This window comes from Pseudobutyrivibrio sp. JW11, from assembly GCF_900115355.1.
Classification (GTDB): domain Bacteria; phylum Bacillota; class Clostridia; order Lachnospirales; family Lachnospiraceae; genus Pseudobutyrivibrio; species Pseudobutyrivibrio ruminis.
In genome coordinates this window covers 227,366-247,517 of the sequence record NZ_FOWB01000004.1, presented here as the reverse complement: position 1 = coordinate 247,517, position 20,152 = coordinate 227,366, and the positions used below count along the sequence as shown (strand labels likewise).

Here is a 20,152-nt window from a genome sequence, read left to right as displayed (position 1 = left end):
TGAGAAAAAATATACAACTAATTAAAAGATAATGCAAGCACTTTTTTAATTTAATGTGCTAAAGCATCCTTAATTTTCTGTCCAGTTACTGTTCCAGCGACTCCACCTTTACCAGTTTCCTTTATATTAGGATTCATATCTTTACCTACAGCACTCATAGCATCAAACACTTCATCTGCAGGAATTCGACTTTCAATACCAGCCATAGTAAGTTCTGCTGATGTAACTGCATTCATAGCACCACAAACATTTCGCTTAACGCATGGAACCTCTACTAGGCCTGCCACTGGATCACAAGCAAGACCAAGAAGATTTTTTAAAGCAAGTGCTGCCGCATTAGCACTCTTTCTGCCATTACCTCCCTGAAGATATACAAGGCCCGCTGCTGCCATTGAGCTGGCTGCTCCGATTTCCGCCTGACAGCCACCTTCAGCACCGGCAAGTGATGCTCTGGCTGCTATTACCTCACCAACTCCTGCTGCTACAAAAAGAGCCTCTGTCATCTTTTCATCAGTAAGTCCTAATTTCTCCTGAGCTGCTATAAATACTGCTGGAACAACTCCACATGAACCGGCTGTAGGTGCAGCTACAATTCGCTTCATACATGCATTACCCTCAGCAACACGAAGAGCCAATTCCATAACACGGCCTGCAAAATCTCCAACTAAAGCATTACCACTGTCAAGGTATTCTCTAAGAAGACCTGCCTCACCGCCTACTAAGCCGCTGTTGCTTTTCACTGTCTTGTCGTAATTAAGGGCAGACTCCTTCATTGCTGTGTACATGCGCTTCATATTTTCAAAGGATTCTTCCTCTGAAACTGCGCGTTCTTTGCAATCGTCCTGCTGAACTATCTTCCAGAAATGAACTCCGCTATTCTCTTCTAATTTACAAATCTCTTCTACTGAATCAAACATCTATAATCCTCTACTCTGGACAGTAATATGAAACCTTCATAATACCTTCTAGTTTTTCTAATTCCTTGATTGTGCTATCTGGTACACACTCATCACACTCAATTACCATAACAGCTTCTCCACCACGCTTTTTACGATAGAGCTGCATAGTGGCAATATTAATATGTTCTATACCAAGAAGTCTTGTAACCTCAGTAATGTATCCTGGCTTATCAACATTATGAACTATAAGTGTAGGGCTTTCTCCGGAGAAGTTGGCCTTCACGCCATCAAGCATAACTACCTGAATACGTCCACCACCGATGGATGATGCCACTACCTCCAAGCTGTGACCTGAAACGCCATGCATAATCACCTTTGCTGTGTTTGGATGAACATCTCCCAAGTCAGCTGCCTGTATTGTATATTTAAAGCCCATCTCCTGTGCCACTGTAAAGCTATCTGGCAAACGCTCATCATCGCAGGCCATTCCTAGCAAACCACCTACGATAGCCTTGTCAGTACCGTGACCTTTGCCTGTTTCAGCAAAAGAACCGTGCAAATAAATCTCCGCACTTTCGATTTTTTCTGCCATAAGCTTATTACAAACATTTCCAATTTTGGCTGCTCCTGCTGTGTGAGAGCTGGAAGGACCTACCATAACCGGTCCAATAATATCAAATAGATTCATTAAAAAATCTCCTAATAATTTTTAAGCTCACCGGCAATATTTAAAGAAAAATAATCCTTTATTTCAGATGGATTACTGGTCTTTCCAAGAATCCACATGAGCTTTGTAAGGGCCGCTTCACTTGTCATATCCTGAGCCTGGAGTACTCCGCTTTCGAGAGCTCTCTTACCAGTCTCGTAAACATCCATCTTTGAGCCTTCGTATCTGCACTGAGTACCAACTACAACAGTCATACCATCAGCAATAACCTTCTCGATTGTGCTGATAAAATCATGCTTTAAAAATGGCATGCCACCAATTCCAAATGCCTCAATGTAAAGTCCCTTATATCCCTGCGCAGCGATTGATTCAACAAGGCTTCTATGAATGCCTGGGAACATTTTCAGCATACAAACTTCTGTAGAATAATTGTTTTCCAGGTGGAATACACCGTTTCTAACAGGGATTGTACTATCATCAATATTCATACCAAGTGAGCTGATTTCAGCTACATTGGGATAGTTGATGCTCTCAAAAGCATCAAAGCTAAGAGAACGAACCTTTGAAGCACGACAGCCAAGCATTACCTTACGATTGAATGCAACAAACACTCCTGCTCTGCCACTTGCTGCCATATGAATGGCGCATCGCAGGTTTTCCATAGCATCTGCAATTGGATTTGTAATAGAAAGCTGTGAGCCAGTAATTACAACCGGAATATTTATGTTTTGAAGCATAAAAGAAAGCATAGATGATGTGTATGCAAGTGTATCTGTTCCGTGGATTACAACAATGCCATCATAGTCATTACGTATACCACCAATATGCTCAGCAAGCTTGCTCCAATCCTCTGGAAAAATATTGGCACTATCAACAGCCATAAAATCTTCTATTTCAAAATTAATATCACCTGACACCACATGCAATTCACGCTTCATATCCTGAGTAGACAGCCCAGGTGCCAAACCACTTTCCTTCATAACCGAAGACAATGTTCCGCCAGTATTAATAATAAGTATGTTCCTGCTCAATGCTTTCTCTCCTTTTTCTTAGGAATATAGAATACACCTTTTAAAAAGCTTAGTCTAGATTTAACTACTGGTATTTATTCTCTTATTGTATCTCCTCTAACTCCTTCATCCAAATACTATAGCTTGCATCACTTGGCATTCTGAAATCGCCCCTTGGGGAAAGGGTAACTGTTCCCACTTTAGGAGCATCTGGCATACAGCTTCTTTTAAACTGCTGGCTAAAGAATCTCCTATAGAAGGTCCTCATCCACTTAAGTATAAATTCCCTGCTATAGTCCTCTGCAAAAGAAATAGTTGCAAGTCTATATATCTTCCTTGGAGTAAATCCGAAGCGTAACATATAATATAGGAAAAAGTCGTGCAGTTCATATGGTCCTACTAAATCTTCTGTCCTCTGTGCAATATTCCCCTTCTCATCAGGTGGAAGTAATTCAGGACTTACAGGTGTATCTAATATATCATTAAGAATCATTCTAAGATTTTCAGTTGCATTTCTTGATTCATAATCCACCAACCATCTTACGAGCGTCTTTGGAATAGATGCATTAACTGCATACATGGACATATGGTCTCCATTGTAAGTGGCCCATCCAAGAGCAAGCTCAGATAGGTCCCCTGTTCCAACAACGATTCCTCCGTACATATTAGCCTTATCCATTAAAATTTGTGTACGTTCCCTAGCCTGGGAGTTCTCATAGGTTACATCGTGAATGTTCTCACTCTGACCTATATCCTTGAAATGTTGCATTACACTGTCCTTAATAATAATCTCCTCAAGGGATGTGTGATACTCTAAAGCCAGCTTACAAGCATTATTGTATGTCCTATCCGTAGTTCCAAAGCATGGCATGGTTATAGCTCTAATACCTGACCTATCTAACCCTAATCTGTCAAATGCATGGACTGCTACTATAAGAGCTAAAGTAGAATCCAACCCTCCTGAGAGTCCAATCACAACATCTTTACAACCAATATGCTTTATTCGTGTGGCAAGTCCTACAGATTGCATTGTGAGGATTTCTTTACATCGATTGTTTAGATTGCTTTGTTCAATCGGTACGAAAGGAAGTTTTGCTGGGTCATGTTCTAATACTGTATTCTTTTTGGTTAAAACAAAATTAGCTTCTTCAACACATGTACCACTTTTAAAGGTATTCATTCTCCTTCTTTCATGTGCCAGTTTATCAACATCTATATCTGCAATAATCATATCGTTTTCAAATAGTTCAGATTCAGCAAGAACAGAACCATTTTCGACTATTATGTTATTTCCAGCAAATACCATATCCTGAGTAGATTCTCCTATTCCAGCATCCGCATATACGTATCCACAACACAAACTGCCAGATTTAGCTTTTATCAAATTTTTTCTATAATCTCTTTTTCCTATAACCTCGTCGCTAGCCGATAGATTAAAAATAATTGTAGCCCCGTTTTCTGCTAATCTAACAGACGGAGTGTCTGCAACCCACAGATCTTCGCAGATTTCTATACCAAATTTAAGGTTAGGCATGGATTCCAAAGAATAAATCTGATTACAACATATAAAGCATGACTTTTCCTTTCCAAAAGAAACCGATTCTTTAAAGTCAGCTTCTGCTGGAGTGAAATGTCTCATTTCATAAAACTCGCTGTAATTAGGTAGATTCTGTTTTGCAGTTCCTCCTATGACCTTTCCACAGTTAAGTACTACAGCTATGTTGTACAGCTTCTGTTTGATAACACATGGTAATCCAACAATAGCCACTATATCTAAATGCTTAGTTTCATAAGCAATATATTCAACAGCCTCCTTTGCACCTCTAAGTAGGGTATCCTGCAGAAATAAGTCTCCACAGGTATAGCCCGTAATACAAAGTTCAGGAAAGCAGATAATATTTACACCTCTATCAGCTGCCTCTTTTATCTTTTCCACAATCACATCTGCATTATGTTTTGTATCAGCCACTTTTATATCACATGTTGCACTTGCAACTTTAATAAATCCGTCAGTCATATTGTTCCCTTCCTTCTACATGCATCTACAAAAGCCTGCATAATCTTTTTACTGTCATCACTACTGTCATATGAAAATTCTGGATGCCACTGTACCGCAATTGCGAATTTCTGATTTTTAATCTCTATAGATTCCACTAGCCCATCCTCAGATATCGCCATAGCTTCAAGTCCATCTGCCAACTCTTTAATTGCTTGGTGATGATAGCTATTAACTCCATGTATACCTGCCCCAATAATGTTCGCCAATTTGGTATTTCCTCTTACGTCAATATTGTGAATCACATTATCATAAGGTGGCTTCATATGATGCTCTACATCACTTTTATACTCTGTAGGCAAATCCTGATATAGCGTACCGCCCAAATATGCATTTATAAATTGGATGCCTCTACATATTCCTAGTAACGGCTTATTATCCGATACGCATAAATCTAGCAAAAATCCTTCCATTACATCTCTTGTTTCGCAAGCCATTCCACACTTATCTGATATGACCTGACCATAAATTGTAGGATTAACATCATGTCCTCCAGTAAACAAGATTCCATCACATAATCCATAAGCGACCGTTAACTCGTCTTTATCTTGTGTAAAAGGAAGCATAATAGGGACTCCCCCTGATTTCTCTACCGCCTTCATGTATCCTGGAAGCATCCAATAGCTTTCCTTCTCATCATCATATAAAGGTATTAGTCCAATAATAGGTTTCATAATAATCTCCATAAAAATAGGCGCCTGCTATTTATTAGCAGACGCCTTTGTCTATTAAACAATATTAAAACTTCGCTGTATCACAAATGATATCAACGCATTTTTCAAGCCCAAGTGTTGAGCTCTTTAAGCACAAATCGTAGAACTGGGCATTGCCGAATTCTGTTCCAGTGTAGTGCTTGCAATATTTCTTTCTTGCCTTGTCCACGTTGTGAAGCTCCTCGCGAACCTTTTCCTCTGTGGTGCCTGGCATTTTCTCCATCATTCGCTTAACACGGAAGTGCTCTGTACCTGAAACGAATACATGAAGAGAATGATCAAATTCCTTAAGAATGATGTTGGCATTTCTGCCGACTATTACACAATTGCCTTTTTCAGCAACCTTTCTGATTGCTTCCTTTTGAGCATTGTAAAGACGCTCATCAAGTGGCTTATTGTAGAAGTCAAATAGACTCTGTCCCAAGCCAAACTCTCTTGGTACCTTCTCATCAAAGTATCTAACTTCTTCAGGACTAAGATTACCTGATTCGATTGCTGCTCTGATAATCATATCCTTATCACAGTAATAGTAGCCTAAACGCTCAGCTACCTCTTTACCGATTGTACCGCCTCCAGCACCAAACTGACGGCTGATTGTAATTATGTTTTTCATACGCCCCTCTTATAATACTTTATTTAAGAAATCGATGGTTCTAGCTTCCTTTGGATTAAGCAATACCTCTGAAGGTGTGCCTTCCTCGATGATGTAACCACCATCCATAAAAATTACTCTATCTGCTACTTCTCTAGCAAATCCCATTTCGTGAGTAACAATAACCATTGTCATGCCATCTGCAGCCAAATCCTTCATAACCTGAAGAACCTCTCCTACCATTTCTGGATCAAGAGCTGATGTTGGCTCATCGAAAAGCATAATATCTGGCTCCATGCATAGTGCACGAGCGATAGCAACACGCTGCTTCTGTCCACCTGAAAGCTGACTAGGGAAGCTTGATGCCTTGTCTTCAAGACCAACCTTTGCAAGCATCTTTTTAGCACGCTCCTCTGCCTCAGCCTTAGAACACTTCTTAAGCTGAACAGGTGCAAGTGTAAGGTTATCAAGTATGTTTAAGTTGTTGAAAAGATTGAAATGCTGGAATACCATTCCAATGTTTTCTCTAACTTTATTGATATTGATATGTTTATCTGTGATGTTGTTTCCGTCAACAACAATTGAGCCTGCAGTAACAGTCTCAAGTCTATTTAAGCAACGTAAGAATGTAGACTTACCAGATCCTGAAGGACCGATTACACAAACAACCTCGCCCTTAGTAACATCTGTAGAGATATCCTTTAATACCTCTAAGTCGCCATAGCACTTCTTAAGATTTTTAACACTGATTTTAATTTCTTTATCTGCCAACGTTTAATCTCCTTTCAAGAACCTTTGCACTACGTGAAAGGATTGTAATAACTATAAGATACATAACACCAACAATAGCCCATGTCTGGAATGACATGAATGTGTTTGCCTGTACGTTCTTTGCTGTGTTAACAAGTTCTGGGAAACCGATAACTGAAAGAATTGATGTATCCTTAAGTGTAATAATGAACTGGTTGATGAATGTAGGAATCATAGTCTTGATAGCCTGAGGTAATACGACTTTGCGCATAGCCTGACCATATGTAAGACCAAGAGATCTTGCAGCTTCCATCTGACCTTTATCAACAGACTGAATACCTGCTCTAATAATTTCTGCCATATAAGCACCACAGTTTAAAGCAAGACAGATTGTACCTGCTTGAAGTGCTGTCAAACTTACAGAGAAACCTCCAATGATGGTATTAAATAAGTAAGGAATACCAAAATATACAAAGAAGGCTAATACAATCATCGGAACTCCTCTGATTACATCAACGAAAATCTGTGAGATTACATTGCTTACTCTGTTCTTAACTACACCCATAATACCGAAAAGCATACCGATAATGCAGGCAAAGAATAAGCCTAGTAATGCAAGAAGCAATGTTCTGCCCATAGCAATTAGAAGCATAGGACCATAAACTGAAATAATAGTTAACATAAAAAATAAACCCTTTCTAACTGGTTTTATAAATAATAAGGGCAGGAAAACCCCTGCCCCTTTAATCTAATACTATTCGCCTAAGTACTTTGCAATGATTTCATCGTATGTACCGTTTGCCTTGATATTTGCAAGACCTGCATTAAACATATCAATAAGCTCCTGGTTGTCTGAGTTGAAAATTGCAAATCCGTATTCAGCAGGATCGTTACCAGTGTTCTCAAGAATCTTCATTGAGATACCAGTATCTTTAATATTGGAAGCCATAATTGGAGTGTCATCGAAGCAAGCTGCAACCTGACCACCTACAACTGCCTGATACATTGTAGGAGAATCCTCAAAGTATGTAACAGTGAAGCCATACTCACTTGAAAGGCTCTCAGCATAAGAAGCACTCATTGTACCTGTCTTAACTGCAACTGACTGTCCCTTTAAATCTTCAAAACCTGCAATATCAGAAGATGCCTCCACAGCCATAGACTGATTTGCATCATAATATCCATCAGAGAAAACCCATCCAGATGCCTTTCTTTCATCTGTAATAGAAGCACCTGCAATCATTCCATCAGCCTGTCCTGCCTGGCATGCTGCAATTGAAGCATCCCATCCAAGAGACTTAAGCTCGTAATCGAATCCCTGATCCTCAGCGATAGCTGCAAGGATATCTACATCAATACCTACGAAATCCCCATTGTCATCTGTGTACTCAAATGGCTTGAATGAAGTATCTGTAGCGATAACCCATTTCTTATCTGAACTAGTAGCAGCATCTGCACCTTGTTCAGTTGCGCCCTGTTCTGATGCGTTTCCACATCCAACCATTGCAAACATTGTTGCAAATGCCATTAATAATGCTAGTGACTTTTTCTTCATTTCAAAATCTCCTTCCTGAAAACTGTGTTAATAAACACAGAAATTATTTTAGCATTTTTGTAGCTTTAATGCACTACTATTGCTAATTTTAGAAAAAGCGCCTGCTAAACCTATAGCAGACGCCTTTGTCTTCGTTACGCAATAATATACCTTTTTTTAGAAAGGATTTCAACCCAAATTTATTTCATAACTTATTTAATTACTGGTCTAACTCTTCTTGCAAGTACAAGTGCAAGTGCAAGCTTTACTAAATCAGGAATGATGAATGGGAAAACACACCATGAAAGTGCTGTCATTGCCCCAATTGCACCAGCATCCCTAGAGTAAACAACCATGAACCAAACTGTTCCAAGTGCATAGCAAGCTGCAAGTCCAATGACAAGTGCTACGATTTCAACTACAAGTGTCTTCTTGAAGAACTTAGTAGCCACAATGTATACAAGACCTGTAAGTAAGAAACCAATAATGTAGCCACCTGTTGAACCAAGAACTACACCAATTCCCCCCGAAAAACCAGCAAATACTGGAGCACCTACTGCTCCGATTAAAATGTAAACCAATACTGAGAGTGTTCCTCTCTTGCCCCCAAGAAGGGAAAGCATAGCAAATACTGCAAATGTCTGTAGAGTAAATGGCACTGTTGTAGGAATGCTAATCCATGAGCATACTGCAATAAGTGCTGCTCCAAGAGCAATATATGCAATATCAAGTGTTTTAAATGCTGATTCTTTTGTTGTTAATGTGCTTGTGTTATCCATATTGCCTCCCTGTAATACTTTAATTTTTTCACCTGAATAACAATATCAAAACACTAGCTCATTGTCAACCATATATATTATTAAAGGTGACAATCTGCATTAAGCAATGAAGTTTTCAATCATATTTTTTCCATTAGAAGTCAAAATTGATTCTGGATGAAACTGTAATCCATATACTTCATATTCCTTATGAGCAACAGCCATAATCTCCCCATCTTTAGTAATTGCAACGGCTTTAAGCATCTCTGGTAAAGAGTCTTTATCTGCAGCTAACGAGTGATATCTGGCAACATCCACTGTATCTGGAAGCCCCTTAAATAACTTGCAGCTATTGTCAACCTGAACCTTTGATTGTTTACCATGCATTAATTCTTTTGCATAGGTAACATTTGCGCCAAAGGCTTCGCAGATAGCCTGATGTCCCAAACACACCCCCAGAATTGGTATCTTTCCTGCAAAATAGGTGACAATCTCCTCGCAAATTCCGGCTTCACTAGGCTTACCTGGTCCCGGTGAAATAATAATATGGCTAGGATTTAGTTTTTCAATATCGGAAATACGAATTTCATCATTTCGGCAAACCTTAATATCTGGCTCAATTTCCCCTACCAGCTGAAAAAGATTGTATGAAAAACTATCATAATTATCTATTAGTAAAATCATGCCAAACCTCCCTCAGCCAGGCTAACAGCATTTACTACAGCCTTTGCCTTATTGATACATTCAATTGCTTCGTTTTCTGGAACTGAATCATAGACAATGCCTGCTCCTGAACGAATACAAATTTTATCGTTCTTTTTATATACAAGTCTTATTGCTATGCACACATCAAGATTTCCTGAGAAATCTATATAGCCAAGGGCGCCTCCGTATATGCCACGTTTGCTCTGTTCTAGCTCTTCGATTATCTGGCAGGCTCTAAACTTTGGCGCACCTGACAATGTGCCTGCTGGTAGAATTGCGTCCACTGCATCAATAGCATCCTTATCATCTGCCAAGTGTCCAACAACTGTGGAACCTATATGCATTACATGGGAATACCTTTCTATTTCCATATATTTTTCCACATTTACAGAACCAATACTGCTTATTTTTCCAATATCATTTCTGCCCAAATCAACAAGCATATTATGTTCTGCACGTTCCTTATCATCTGCCAAAAGCTCTTTCTCAAGAGCTATGTCCTCTGCCTGATTTTTCCCTCTTGGTCTTGTTCCAGCAAGAGGAAATGTGCTCACCTGCTTTTGTTCTACCTTGACCAGTGTCTCTGGCGATGCACCAGCAATTTCGATATCATCACTTGAAAAATAAAACATGTATGGAGATGGATTGCTAGCTCTTAGAAGACGGTATGTATCAAACAGACTTCCCTCTGCTTTTGCTGTAAGAGGATTGGATAAAACGACCTGGAAAATATCACCTTCTTTTATGTAATTCTTTGCCTTTTTTACCATCTCACTGTACTCTTTATTAGTGAATTTAGGCTTGATATCCGTTATAAGCGAAAGAGGCTGAAATTGTTCTTTCTTTCCACTCTGCAATAGGCTTTTTATCTTTTCCAGTCGAGTTTTAGCTTCATTATATAAGCTTTCCAAATCATCCGATTCATCCAGCATTACGCCAGTAATCAAATAGATTTTTTGCTTGAAATTATCAAATACAATTACATCGTTAAAAAGCATCAAATCCATATCTTTAAAATCGTCTTCTCCATGATTTTCAAGCTTTAGCTTTGGCTCAGCATATTTGATGTAATCATATGAAAAATAACCTACTAATCCACCTGTAAAAGTTGGAAAATCCGATAACACTGGACTTTTATACATCCTAATAATTTCACGTAGTGTTTCACCTGGATGTGCAACTGTTTTTTCCTGAATTAGGATTTTACTGTCACCCTTATTTTCCTTTATTAATAGATGTCCGTCTTGGCAGGTCACCTCCAAATTAGGGTTGAATCCAAGAAACGAATATCTTCCCCAGGTCTCTGTCTGGCTTGCACTCTCCAATAAATAACACTGATGACTGGCAGCTTTCAGTATTCGTACCATCTCTATTGGTGTAAAACTATCTGAAAGCATTTCTATCATTACAGGTATTCTTCTATATTCGCCATTTTTAGCAAGCTCTTTAACCTGCTCTAAACTAGGATGCATGATATGCCTCCTTCATTGACTTAACAAACTCTCCCACATGTTTTGGAGCCTCTTTACCGTACTCCTCTACAACTCTAACAATTGCAGAACCAACAATTGCTCCATCCGATATATCAGCCATCTTTGCAGCCTGCTCTGGAGTTGATATACCAAATCCTACCGCACAAGGTACATCTGTGTTTTTTCTAACTCTATCAACTACTGTTTTGATGCCTTCATTAAGCTCACTTCTTGTACCTGTCACCCCAAGGCTGGAAACAATATAAATAAATCCCTTTGCTTCTTTTGTAATCATATCAATTCTATCCTCAGAAGTAGGTGCAACCATCGATATAAAGTCTACTCCATATTCAGATGCCACTCCTTCAAACTCTTCCTTCTCTTCGAAAGGAACATCCGGAAGGATGATGCCGTCAATTCCAACCTCCTGGCACTTGCAAAAAAATCTGTCTGAACCATAAGAAAAAACAACATTTGCATAAGTCATAAAGCAAAGCGGAATCTTCACTTCCTTTCTGACCTCTCTTACCATTTCAAATACATCATCGGTTGTGATTTTATTCTTCAAAGCTCTAATATTTGCACCCTGTATTACAGGACCTTCAGCAGTTGGATCAGAAAAAGGTATTCCAAGTTCAATCAAGTCTGCGCCGTTTATCTCTAGCTCCTTGATTATTTCTTTTGTTGTCTCTAAATCAGGATCTCCACATGTAATAAATGGAATAAATGCCTTTTTATTCTTGAATGCTTCTGAAATCTTACTCATGGATATCCTCCCCTCTGTAACGTGCAATTGCTGCACAATCCTTATCGCCTCTACCTGAAACAGTAACTATAATAATCTGGTCTTTTCCCATTGTTGGAGCAAGCTTCTTCGCATATGCGATAGCGTGACTTGACTCTATAGCAGCAATTATTCCCTCTGTCTTTGCAATATACTCAAAAGCATCAACAGCTTCGTCATCAGTTACTGGCACATATTTTGCGCGTCCAATATCGTGCAGATAAGCATGCTCTGGACCAACACCAGGATAATCAAGGCCTGCAGAAATAGAATATACAGGAGCAATCTGACCATATTCGTCCTGGCAGAAATATGATTTCATTCCATGGAAAATACCAACCTTTCCAGTATTTACAGTTGCTGCAGTTTCAAATGTATCTATTCCTCTACCTGCTGCCTCACAGCCTATCAGCTCCACATCCTTGTCATTGATATAGTGATAAAAACTTCCAATAGCATTGCTTCCACCACCTACGCAAGCAATGACAGCATCTGGAAGTCTTCCTTCTTTCTCAAGAATCTGAGCTCTGCTTTCCCTGGAAATAACTGCCTGGAAATCTCTAACAATTGTAGGAAATGGATGAGGTCCCATTACTGAACCAAGGCAATAATGAGTATCATCAATACGTGTTGTCCATTCTCTCATGGCCTCTGAAACTGCATCCTTCAATGTGGCAGTACCGCTTGTTACAGGGATAACTTCTGCTCCAAGAAGTCTCATTCTATATACATTAAGTGCCTGACGCTCAGTATCTTCCTTACCCATAAATACAACGCACTCCATTCCAAGAAGCGCCGCAGCTGTGGCGGTTGCCACACCATGCTGTCCAGCTCCTGTTTCTGCAATGATTCTTGTCTTGCCCATCTTTTTAGCAAGAAGAGCCTGTCCCAATACATTGTTAATTTTGTGGCTTCCAGTATGATTTAAATCCTCACGCTTAAGATAGATTTTTGCTCCGCCCAGGTCTTCAGTCATCTTCTTTGCGTAGTATAAAAGGCTTGGTCTTCCCGCATACTCATCAAGAAGCTCCTTCAACTCTCTATTAAACTCTGGATCATCCTTGTAGTGATTGTAAGCTTCCTCCAGCTCCATAACCGCATTCATAAGAGTCTCTGGAATATACTGGCCACCGTGAACACCAAATCTACCTTTGCTCTTTGCTGGAACCACATCCTCTCTTACCGCTTTTACGAATTGATCCATTTTGTATCCATCTTTAAGATGGTCTGTCTCAATACCAGAACTAACATCAACGCCATATGGTTTTACAGTATCAATTGCTTCAGCAACGTTCTCCTGGTTTAATCCGCCTGCAAGAATAAAAGGTCTATCTATATAGGTGAGAAGATTTAAATCCTTGATACGATTACCCTCTCCATTTCCTGCATCAAACATAATCATGTCTGCGCTGGACTTTTCTGCCTTTATAAGCTCCTCCGCAGATGTAACCTTGAAAGTTTTGATAACAGGAATGTTGTTATCCATAAGTGATTTAATGTAATCCTCATCCTCGTTTCCATGAAGCTGGGCCACATCAATAATGTTTTCTTCAAATAAGCTTTCAACTTCCTGCTCTGGTGCATCAACAAATACACCTACAGCTTTTATTTCAGGATTTAACATACTCTTTAACTTTTTTGCCTGCTTTCGACTAACGTTTCTTTTGCTTTTCTCACAAAAAACAAATCCAACATACTCAGGCTTAAGCTCATTTGCCTTTATGATATCTTCTTCTCTTGTAAGACCACATAGTTTAATTGTTGTCATCTTCATCACCTCTTAATTCTTTAAGCTTTCCCTTCTTGTCAGTTGCTTTCATAAGTGTTTCACCAATTAAAACTGCATCAACACCTGCTTCTTTCAGCTGAGATATATCCTCTGCTGTTTTAATTCCACTCTCTGATACAAATATCACCTTGTCATCTACAAGTGCTTTTAATCTCCTGCTATTTCCCGTATCTACTGAAAAATCCTTTAGGTTTCTGTTATTTACACCTATTATTCTAGCCCCTGCCTTTGCTGCCATCTTTACTTCAGCATCATCATGGGCCTCCACCAAAGCACTGATTCCAAGACTATCGCATATACGAATGTATTCTCTAATTTGCTCTTCTGTCAGGATGCTACAGATTAGAAGTACAGCGCTAGCGCCTAATACCTTTGCCTCGTATATCATGTACTCATCTACAGTGAAATCTTTTCTTATAATCGGAATTGAAACCGCATTTGCGATATCCTCTAGATACTTGTCACTTCCCAAAAACCACTTTGGTTCAGTCAAAACAGATATGCAATCAGCTCCTGCTTCTTCATATGCCCTGGCTATATCCAAATAGTCGAATTTCTCGGCTATGATTCCCTTTGAAGGGGATGCCTTTTTGCACTCACAAATGAAGCTCATACCTGGCATTGCCAATGCTTTTTCAAATTCAAAAGCTCCCCTTGGAAGAGTTAATGCCTCTGCTTTTATTTCTTCAAGTGACTTATTCTTTTTATTTTCTTCAACACGAAACCTAGCATGCTCCGCTAACTGCTCCAGTATGTTCATCGCTATTGTCCTCTGAAATCTTGTTGCTTAATAGTATGAATTTTTCCAATGTCTCAAGTGCTTTTCCAGAATCAATTATTTCTCCTGCAAGCTCTACTCCAGCTTTAAAACTTTCAGCTTTTCCACCGATGTAAAGAGCTGCTCCTGCATTAAGAAGAACTGCATTTCTTTTATGTCCCTTTACTCCATTTAAAATGTCCCTTGTAATCTTTGCATTTTCTTCTGGAGTACCACCCTTCAAATCTTCTTTAGCGCATTTTTCAAATCCAAAATCCTCTGGCTCAATGATGTAAGTTTTATACCATCCATCTCTAATCTCACAAATCTTTGTTGGACTGCTTAAAGAAATCTCATCTAGCTTATCCAGGCCATAAACTACCATGCCACGCTTAACCCCAAGGTTAATAAGTACCTGCGCAAGTGGCTCAACTAAATATTCGTCGTAAACCCCAAGCAACTGCATTGATGGAACAGCTGGATTTGTAAGAGGTCCCAGGATATTAAATACTGTTCTAAATCCAAGCTCTTTTCTAATTGCTCCTACGTATTTCATTGATGTGTGATACTTCTGAGCAAAGAAGAAACACATGCCTACTTCCTTAAGAAGTTCTACACATTTTTCTGGATCCTGGCTGATGTTTACTCCAAGAGCTTCCAAGCAATCAGCTGTACCAGATAGTGAAGAGGCCGCTCTGTTTCCATGCTTTGCTACCTTCATTCCACCGGCCGCTGCCACTAGTGCTGATGTTGTTGAAATGTTGAAGCTATGTGCATTGTCTCCACCTGTTCCAACAATCTCAAACACATCCATGCCTGTATCAACCTTAACAGCATGCTCTCTCATAGCAGCTGCACAGCCAGCAATTTCATCAGTTGTCTCCGCTCTTGCACTTTTTGTAGAAAGTGCAGCCAAAAAAGCCGCGTTCTGTGTTGGTGAGCTTTCACCATTCATAATCTCATTCATTACAGTGTAGGCTTCCTCGTATGTAAGGTCCCCCTTGTTTACAATTTTCTCAATCGCTTCCTTAATCATCTCTTCTCCTCCTTTTTTTTATTTCAGTTACGTTGACAAGCCTTGGTATTACTCCGTCACGAGATTGGTTCCTTGAGTAACACCAAGAGCTATTCAACTACTGAAATAAAAAAAGCCCTTGATAGAAACCATCTCGTAGTTTCCATCAAGGACGAAAATTCTTTTCCGCGGTGCCACCTTGAATTCATAGGATAATCCTATGCGCTTAACAGGATACCATCATATCCCTGGCAACTAACGTATGCCTTACGTCGTGCAATACTCTGACCAAAGTCATTTCCTCACGCCCTCAGGAGTCCATTCCCAAATTGCTATCATACCGCATCCCACCATCGCGGCTCTCTCCTATGAATCACAAAGAGGTACTCCTCTCCCTCATCGGTTTATTACTTTATTGTGTTGAAGTAATACTACCATTCCGTAATTCTGTTGTCAACAACTAATTTTTCCATCTAGATCCATTTACTTTGATGCTACCAAGCTCACAATCTAAATCAAAATCTACTTTATTTGCATCAGGAACTGTAATATCAATGTCTCCCATCTCACAGCTAGCTGTAATCTTTTCAAAATTTCCGTCAATATCAATGCTTCCCATATCAGCATCAAAAGTACCACTTGTTGCAGTAACATCATCCATTTCCACAGCTCCTGCATCTGTGGTTACCTTTACTGTGTCAAAAACAGATTTACTAACATCTATGTCGCCTGCATCTGCCTCTATAACAAAGTCATTTGCAGTTACCTCATTGATATCGATATCCCCAGCATCAGCATCAATCTTCAATGTATCGAAGTTAACTCCGTCAATATCAATATCTCCTGCGCTAGCAGTAATATCAGCTGTGTCAATCACTGTACCCTTAGGTAAAGTAATTTTGATGTAGCAATCTTTCAGGTTTCTTACATTAACAGAATATTTCTGCTCGATTGTTAAACATTCATCTTCCAATGTAACCTTTGGTTCAACATTCTTTTGATAGTTTGTATTTACCTTAAACTCATCACCATATTCAATATATAAATCTGCGGCATCTGCATCCACTTTTACAGTTGCTACACTGTATTTAGAAAAATCATATTCTGACTCTTCACTACGACCACTCGAAAAAGGAGCAAAACGAATAATGCAAGAGCCAACAACAATAATCAGAGTAACAATCCATATTATTAACTGAAATTTCTTTGTAGTCATTTCTTAATCCTCCTTTACAAGTGCAATCTTAAATACTTTATGAGCAATAGCTGCTATAACCCAAATTATCCATGTAGAACCCCAATTAAAGGTTGTGAAACTGATAATAAGATATAAGCATGTAACTATTGACCAATATGATTCCATAAGAATCTTTGCACCTTTGCTTACATATTCCACATCTTCCTCATTTCCATTTGACTTTATGTCTTTGCGAGCAACATTGCCTGCATCCAACAAAGTTTCAAAGCTGCTATTAATTATTCCGGAATAAACAAACAACCATACACCTATGCCAACCATGATAAATATAAAAGTTGCAAATATATCGATATCGAAAATCATAATTGGCACAACAGCGCATATGCACAAAGCACATCCAAGTGTTATTGCAGCTGCTGTAATAGGCTTAAACTCAGCTTTCTTTTCTTTAATCATATCTGTTGTAGCCATATCCATCTGGCATGGCTCTTTTCTAAGAAAACTGAAATCAGAACTAACAAAACTACTATAAATGAACAATCCTACACCAACTGCTATCCATACAAACCTCATAGCTGCGCCATAATTGTCGATATTCATAAAGCCCCAAACAGCATCTGTAACTATTGGCCAGCAAACGCATGTGATGCAAAGTAAAACGCCTGTAGCTACTAGAAGAGCTCTCTTTTTCTCACATCTAATGAACTCAAGTGCCTCATCCATTGATACAAATCTCTTAGGCTGCTGCTCTCTCTCGTGAACTTCCTCAACCTCTTTAGTAAGCCCTAAATCCTGAGCCAACTCATCAAGATTGCCAAACTCAGAAATAACTGTACCAACAGCAGTATTCTCATTAACACCCTCTGCAATAAGCTCGTTATACTTATCCTCCATCATTGAAAAAAGCTCAGCCTTTGCTTTTTTAACCTCAGGAGTGTTTGGCATACTACTAAACATTGCATCTAAATAGCTCTTAATTGTTTCCATATCTTCTCTCCTATTTTGAAATAAACTTTCCAACTACTTCTTTTGTAAGCTCCCACTCATCACATTTATCAATATAATACTCTTTACCTTTATCCGTGATTCTATAATAGGTCCTTTTCTTTCCATTTCCCTCAGGATCCGGATTAGCCACAAATGATTCGATAATACCATTCTTTTCCATTCTGGTAAAAGCAGAATACAGAGTCGTTTCTTTAATAACATATTTCTCTTCCGAAATACTCTTTATCTGCTTAGAAATCTCATAACCATAAGAAGGCTCCTTCATAAGAATGGAAAGTATCATGGTGTCATTGTAGCCTCTAATTACATCACTACTTATTTCACCCATATAATCCTCCTACGTCTATCGTACTATGTCTGCCGTACTACGTCTGTCGTAGTACGTTTGATGTAGTAAATATACTACGACTATCGAAGTAAGTCAACCCCTTTCACAAAAAAAATCCATCCCTCCATAGCAATGTACGTATATGACTTCCTACTTTATGTAACCGAGCGCCCTTACTTATTTACGCCGACAGCGCAAGGATTATAGTTTTTCTTAGCATCACAAGGGAGCATTAAGTGCGTGTCCTTTAATTGGTTTTGCACTTCGAAGCCACTGTAGGTAGAGGGCAGACACATGAAGTCTACGTATTAGTCTCCACACAAGGCTTAGGATAATTGCGCTCATACTCCGTTTGCCAAGAAAATTATGAAAGGGGATTTTGGATGCTTAGGCGCCGCCCTTTAACTCAGTCCGTTTCGTTGTCGGGCTCTCGGCGCCGTCCGTGGCGCCTCACGCCTATTCATCGCAAAATACCCCTTTCTAATTTTCTAGGCTCACTACAAATGTCGCGTCAATTATTCCTAAGCTTGTTGCGGAGATTAATACTCATAAATAGTGTGTGTCTGCCCACTCTACCAACAGAGGTGTTAGAAGTGCAAAGAATTTAAAGAACACGCACCATAAAAAATGCGACACGTGATGCTTAGAAAAACATAATCCGCAGACGATGCAAGTAAATAAGTAAGGGCGCTCGGTTACTACATAAAGTAGGAAGTCACTAGAATGATTAGGCTATGGAGGGATGGAATGTAGACCTGGCTGGGGTTGACTTGGGGCGTACGGGTAATAAAAAAGGCACTGCGTAATGCAGTGCCTGTAAGGTTTGATTATTATTTTTTGATTGAGTTCATGAAGTCTGGCATTTTGATGTTTAATTCAGGTACAGTGCTCTCTGTAGGTACAGTTGGAGCTGTTGGACGCTGAATTGGAGTTGTAGCAACAGGTGTAGGTGTAACAGGTCTGTTAACTACAGGAGGTGTATTTGTAACACCTGACTGGCTAGCTGGAGCAGCTGATCCTCTCATGCCTGCAAGTAAGTCAGCGCTTGACTGTCTAGGCTGTGAGCCATAAACCATACCTGTTGAGCTGCGGAATGCGCCTGTTGTAGCTGTGTTTGGCTCGCCAAGTCCAGTAGCGATAACTGTAACTGTAACTTCATCGTCCATTGTGTCATCTTCTGTAACACCGAGGATGATGTTAGCGTCAGCACCAGTCATATCCTGAACATAAGATGTAGCCTCTGATGTGTCGTTAAGTCCAACATCACCACAGATGTTGACGATGACATCAGTAGCACCCTGAATGCTTGTCTCAAGAAGAGGTGAAGCAACAGCCTGCTTAACAGCCTCAAGAGCTTTTTCGTCACCCTTAGCTGAACCGATACCAATATGTGCAAGACCCTTGTCCTTCATAACTGTCTGAACATCAGCGAAGTCAAGGTTAATAAGCGAATTCTTTGTGATAAGATCTGTGATACCCTGTACAGACTGGTGAAGTACCTGATCTGCAATACGGAAGCTCTCACCGATTCCCATGCTCTTGTTTGTGATTTCAACAAGCTTCTGGTTAGGAATTACGATAAGTGTATCAACATTTTCCTTTAATCTTTCAATACCATTTAAGGCATTGTTCATACGTGGCTTTCCTTCAAACTGGAAAGGCTTTGTAACGATACCTACAGTAAGGATACCCTGCTCCTTTGCAATTTTAGCAACAACTGGAGCTGCACCTGTACCAGTGCCGCCACCCATACCACAAGTAACGAATACCATATCTGCGCCCTTGATAGCTGCAGAAATATCCTCTGCACTCTCCTCTGCAGAACGCATGCCAACCTCTGGGTTAGCACCAGCACCCTTTCCACCTGTAGTCTTCTCACCTATAGCTAAAAGAGTAGGCGCTTTACATAAATCAAGTGCCTGCTTATCAGTGTTGATTCCAATGAACTCAACTCCCCCAATACCCTCTTCAACCATACGCTTTACTGCATTGTTGCCAGCTCCGCCGACACCAACAACAATGATTCTGACAGGAGCCCCTGTCTCGTCAGTCGTAATGTTAATCAAAACCATATCCTCCTTTTATTAAACCTCGAAGGGAGGTCGAAAATCTCTAAT

Annotated in this window: 20 protein-coding genes, 1 pseudogene and 1 other annotated feature; all 21 genes and pseudogenes read right to left on the bottom strand. The window is 39.6% G+C overall.

From position 1 onward, the window contains the following. Positions 1–50: 50 nt before the first annotated feature. The gene (sdaAA, locus tag BM102_RS06390; RefSeq protein ID WP_090480153.1) at positions 51–917 is read right to left on the bottom strand and encodes an L-serine ammonia-lyase, iron-sulfur-dependent, subunit alpha; all 867 of its coding nucleotides are present in this window, start codon (positions 915–917) and stop codon (positions 51–53) included. 10 nt (positions 918–927) lie between these two features. Next, positions 928–1,587: an L-serine ammonia-lyase, iron-sulfur-dependent subunit beta gene (gene sdaAB / locus BM102_RS06385; protein WP_090480150.1), complete on the bottom strand. Its 660-nt coding sequence runs from the start codon at positions 1,585–1,587 to the stop codon at positions 928–930. A gap of 11 nt (positions 1,588–1,598) precedes the next feature. Next, on the bottom strand, positions 1,599–2,597 hold the full coding sequence (locus BM102_RS06380) for an asparaginase (protein WP_044933997.1): 999 nt from the start codon (positions 2,595–2,597) through the stop codon (positions 1,599–1,601). Positions 2,598–2,679: 82 nt separating this feature from the next. Beyond that, a complete protein-coding gene (locus BM102_RS06375) occupies positions 2,680–4,593 on the bottom strand; it encodes an NAD(+) synthase (RefSeq protein WP_090480146.1) in 1,914 nt (637 codons plus the stop codon). Further along, positions 4,590–5,306: a gamma-glutamyl-gamma-aminobutyrate hydrolase family protein gene (locus BM102_RS06370; RefSeq protein ID WP_090480143.1), complete on the bottom strand. Its 717-nt coding sequence runs from the start codon at positions 5,304–5,306 to the stop codon at positions 4,590–4,592. Before BM102_RS06370 ends, BM102_RS06375 begins: the two co-directional genes overlap by 4 nt. 64 nt (positions 5,307–5,370) lie before the next feature. Further along, positions 5,371–5,958: a cytidylate kinase-like family protein gene (locus tag BM102_RS06365; protein ID WP_090480140.1), complete on the bottom strand. Its 588-nt coding sequence runs from the start codon at positions 5,956–5,958 to the stop codon at positions 5,371–5,373. A gap of 9 nt (positions 5,959–5,967) precedes the next feature. Further along, a complete protein-coding gene (locus BM102_RS06360; protein ID WP_074790579.1) occupies positions 5,968–6,708 on the bottom strand; it encodes an amino acid ABC transporter ATP-binding protein in 741 nt (246 codons plus the stop codon). Further along, on the bottom strand, positions 6,698–7,369 hold the full coding sequence (locus tag BM102_RS06355; protein ID WP_033153923.1) for an amino acid ABC transporter permease: 672 nt from the start codon (positions 7,367–7,369) through the stop codon (positions 6,698–6,700). Before BM102_RS06355 ends, BM102_RS06360 begins: the two co-directional genes overlap by 11 nt. Positions 7,370–7,441: 72 nt before the next feature. Then, positions 7,442–8,242: a transporter substrate-binding domain-containing protein gene (locus BM102_RS06350; protein ID WP_044933991.1), complete on the bottom strand. Its 801-nt coding sequence runs from the start codon at positions 8,240–8,242 to the stop codon at positions 7,442–7,444. A 191-nt stretch (positions 8,243–8,433) separates the two neighbouring features. Then, positions 8,434–9,000, bottom strand: coding sequence for a biotin transporter BioY (locus tag BM102_RS06345; protein ID WP_090480138.1), 567 nt, complete (start codon positions 8,998–9,000; stop codon positions 8,434–8,436). Between the two features lie 99 nt (positions 9,001–9,099). Next, positions 9,100–9,663 (bottom strand): anthranilate synthase component II, encoded by a 564-nt coding sequence (locus tag BM102_RS06340; RefSeq protein ID WP_090480136.1) that lies wholly within the window; start codon positions 9,661–9,663, stop codon positions 9,100–9,102. Then, positions 9,660–11,156 carry an anthranilate synthase component I gene (gene trpE, locus BM102_RS06335; protein ID WP_090480133.1) on the bottom strand — a complete coding sequence of 499 codons (1,497 nt, stop codon included), beginning with the start codon at positions 11,154–11,156 and terminating at the stop codon, positions 9,660–9,662. Before trpE ends, BM102_RS06340 begins: the two co-directional genes overlap by 4 nt. After that, on the bottom strand, positions 11,146–11,922 hold the full coding sequence (gene trpA / locus BM102_RS06330; protein ID WP_090480131.1) for a tryptophan synthase subunit alpha: 777 nt from the start codon (positions 11,920–11,922) through the stop codon (positions 11,146–11,148). The genes trpE and trpA overlap by 11 nt, the downstream gene beginning before the upstream one ends. After that, positions 11,915–13,144, bottom strand: a complete 1,230-nt coding sequence (gene trpB, locus BM102_RS06325; RefSeq protein WP_242942909.1) for a tryptophan synthase subunit beta — start codon at positions 13,142–13,144, stop codon at positions 11,915–11,917. The genes trpA and trpB overlap by 8 nt, the downstream gene beginning before the upstream one ends. Then, positions 13,139–13,708 (bottom strand): annotated as a pseudogene (locus BM102_RS14700) (phosphoribosylanthranilate isomerase); the annotation flags it as partial. The pseudogene BM102_RS14700 and the gene trpB, both read right to left, overlap by 6 nt. Further along, positions 13,695–14,489, bottom strand: a complete 795-nt coding sequence (gene trpC / locus BM102_RS06320; protein WP_090480125.1) for an indole-3-glycerol phosphate synthase TrpC — start codon at positions 14,487–14,489, stop codon at positions 13,695–13,697. The gene trpC and the pseudogene BM102_RS14700, both read right to left, overlap by 14 nt. Beyond that, positions 14,455–15,522 carry an anthranilate phosphoribosyltransferase gene (gene trpD / locus BM102_RS06315; RefSeq protein ID WP_090480122.1) on the bottom strand — a complete coding sequence of 356 codons (1,068 nt, stop codon included), beginning with the start codon at positions 15,520–15,522 and terminating at the stop codon, positions 14,455–14,457. The genes trpC and trpD overlap by 35 nt, the downstream gene beginning before the upstream one ends. A 144-nt stretch (positions 15,523–15,666) precedes the next feature. Further along, positions 15,667–15,910, bottom strand: a binding site (T-box leader). A gap of 51 nt (positions 15,911–15,961) precedes the next feature. After that, the gene (locus BM102_RS06310; protein WP_090480120.1) at positions 15,962–16,717 is read right to left on the bottom strand and encodes a DUF4097 family beta strand repeat-containing protein; all 756 of its coding nucleotides are present in this window, start codon (positions 16,715–16,717) and stop codon (positions 15,962–15,964) included. Between the two features lie 3 nt (positions 16,718–16,720). Continuing rightward, positions 16,721–17,686, bottom strand: a complete 966-nt coding sequence (locus BM102_RS06305; protein WP_090480117.1) for a permease prefix domain 1-containing protein — start codon at positions 17,684–17,686, stop codon at positions 16,721–16,723. Positions 17,687–17,696: 10 nt separating this feature from the next. After that, complete coding sequence (locus BM102_RS06300) at positions 17,697–18,035, bottom strand: PadR family transcriptional regulator (RefSeq protein ID WP_090480115.1); 339 nt, start codon at positions 18,033–18,035, stop codon at positions 17,697–17,699. A gap of 830 nt (positions 18,036–18,865) precedes the next feature. Next, positions 18,866–20,101: a cell division protein FtsZ gene (ftsZ, locus tag BM102_RS06295; protein WP_044934923.1), complete on the bottom strand. Its 1,236-nt coding sequence runs from the start codon at positions 20,099–20,101 to the stop codon at positions 18,866–18,868. Positions 20,102–20,152 lie beyond the last annotated feature (51 nt).

Bases quoted from the DNA above. Each gene is read 5' to 3' on its own strand.
- BM102_RS06370 (WP_090480143.1), bottom strand. From the start codon at position 5,306: ATGAAACCTATTATTGGACTAATACCTTTATATGATGATGAGAAGGAA.
- sdaAA (WP_090480153.1), bottom strand. From the start codon at position 917: ATGTTTGATTCAGTAGAAGAGATTTGTAAATTAGAAGAGAATAGCGGA.
- trpD (WP_090480122.1), bottom strand. From the start codon at position 15,522: ATGATTAAGGAAGCGATTGAGAAAATTGTAAACAAGGGGGACCTTACA.
- BM102_RS06350 (WP_044933991.1), bottom strand. From the start codon at position 8,242: ATGAAGAAAAAGTCACTAGCATTATTAATGGCATTTGCAACAATGTTT.
- trpB (WP_242942909.1), bottom strand. From the start codon at position 13,144: ATGGATCAATTCGTAAAAGCGGTAAGAGAGGATGTGGTTCCAGCAAAG.
- BM102_RS06375 (WP_090480146.1), bottom strand. From the start codon at position 4,593: ATGACTGACGGATTTATTAAAGTTGCAAGTGCAACATGTGATATAAAA.
- BM102_RS06310 (WP_090480120.1), bottom strand. From the start codon at position 16,717: ATGACTACAAAGAAATTTCAGTTAATAATATGGATTGTTACTCTGATT.
- trpE (WP_090480133.1), bottom strand. From the start codon at position 11,156: ATGCATCCTAGTTTAGAGCAGGTTAAAGAGCTTGCTAAAAATGGCGAA.
- BM102_RS06305 (WP_090480117.1), bottom strand. From the start codon at position 17,686: ATGGAAACAATTAAGAGCTATTTAGATGCAATGTTTAGTAGTATGCCA.
- BM102_RS06300 (WP_090480115.1), bottom strand. From the start codon at position 18,035: ATGGGTGAAATAAGTAGTGATGTAATTAGAGGCTACAATGACACCATG.
- sdaAB (WP_090480150.1), bottom strand. From the start codon at position 1,587: ATGAATCTATTTGATATTATTGGACCGGTTATGGTAGGTCCTTCCAGC.
- BM102_RS06355 (WP_033153923.1), bottom strand. From the start codon at position 7,369: ATGTTAACTATTATTTCAGTTTATGGTCCTATGCTTCTAATTGCTATG.
- BM102_RS06365 (WP_090480140.1), bottom strand. From the start codon at position 5,958: ATGAAAAACATAATTACAATCAGCCGTCAGTTTGGTGCTGGAGGCGGT.
- trpC (WP_090480125.1), bottom strand. From the start codon at position 14,489: ATGAACATACTGGAGCAGTTAGCGGAGCATGCTAGGTTTCGTGTTGAA.
- trpA (WP_090480131.1), bottom strand. From the start codon at position 11,922: ATGAGTAAGATTTCAGAAGCATTCAAGAATAAAAAGGCATTTATTCCA.
- BM102_RS06340 (WP_090480136.1), bottom strand. From the start codon at position 9,663: ATGATTTTACTAATAGATAATTATGATAGTTTTTCATACAATCTTTTT.
- BM102_RS06345 (WP_090480138.1), bottom strand. From the start codon at position 9,000: ATGGATAACACAAGCACATTAACAACAAAAGAATCAGCATTTAAAACA.